The organism is Paraburkholderia podalyriae (assembly GCF_014397785.1).
GTDB lineage: Bacteria > Pseudomonadota > Gammaproteobacteria > Burkholderiales > Burkholderiaceae > Paraburkholderia > Paraburkholderia podalyriae.
On record NZ_VZQQ01000247.1, the window covers coordinates 1 to 977 of the forward strand.

Genomic DNA, 977 nt, shown 5'->3' on the forward strand with positions numbered 1-977 from the left:
GAATGACGAAGTGCTGATTAAAGAGCCGTTCGGACTCGCGCAATCCTTCTTCGGTAAAGATCACGGACTTCGTCTTGTTGACTGGGTCTTCGATGAAGCCCCGTTCGTAGAGCCGGTTCAGCACATCCCAGTCGAAACCCTTCCACGCGCGGTATCGGTCATGCAGGGTCAGGTAGAGAAGTGCCAGGGCGACCTCATCAATTGCATCGGTATTGATATTCATGATGCTCCTGCCGCAGCTTTCCGGACCCGCACACAAAACCGTTCCAGGCTGGCCAGGATCTCATCAGCCGACTTGCTCCAGACAAACGGTTGGGGACTGGCGTTATAGACGTCCAGGTAATGGCGGATCGCGTCTTCGAGTTGACGGGTCGAGCGATGCGTACCGCGTCGAAGGTATTTTTCAGTGAGCGCAGCGAACCAGCGTTCGACCTGGTTAAGCCACGACGCCGAGGTGGGCGTGAAGTGAACATGGAAGCGGGGATGACGGGCAAACCAGGCTTTGATCGAGGACGTTTTGTGCGTGCCATAGTTATCCATCACCAGATGCACGTCCAGGTGAGGCGGCACGCTGGCTTCGATAGTGCGCAGAAAGCGCACGAATTCGCTGCTGCGATGGCGCCGATGTACCTCGCCGATCACTTCACCAGTAGCGATGTCCAGCGCCGCGAACAGGGTGGTCGTGCCGTGGCGCATGTAATCGTGGGTGCGTCGCGCAGGGATGCCGGGTGCCAACGGCAACATGGGTTGCGTGCGATCGAGCGCCTGAATCTGGCTCTTCGCGTCCACGCACAACACCATGGCCTTGAGCGGCGGGTCCAGGTAAAGCCCGACGATATCCCGCACCTTGTTGACGAACATCGGATCGCTGGAGAGCTTGAACGTTTCCTGCCGATGCGGCTGCAATCCAAAAGCACGCCAGATCCGCGTGACCGCCGTTTGCGACAATTTCATCTCGCGAGCCATTGTGCGCGTGC

General features: G+C 58.3%; 2 protein-coding genes. Both read right to left on the reverse strand.

The features are described from left to right. A partial coding sequence (locus F6X42_RS42840) for a DUF6429 family protein (protein ID WP_187639762.1) occupies positions 1-223 on the reverse strand: 223 nt, incomplete at its 3' end. After that, a partial coding sequence (locus F6X42_RS42845; RefSeq protein ID WP_187639763.1) for an IS630 family transposase occupies positions 220-977 on the reverse strand: 758 nt, incomplete at its 5' end. The genes F6X42_RS42845 and F6X42_RS42840, both read right to left, overlap by 4 nt.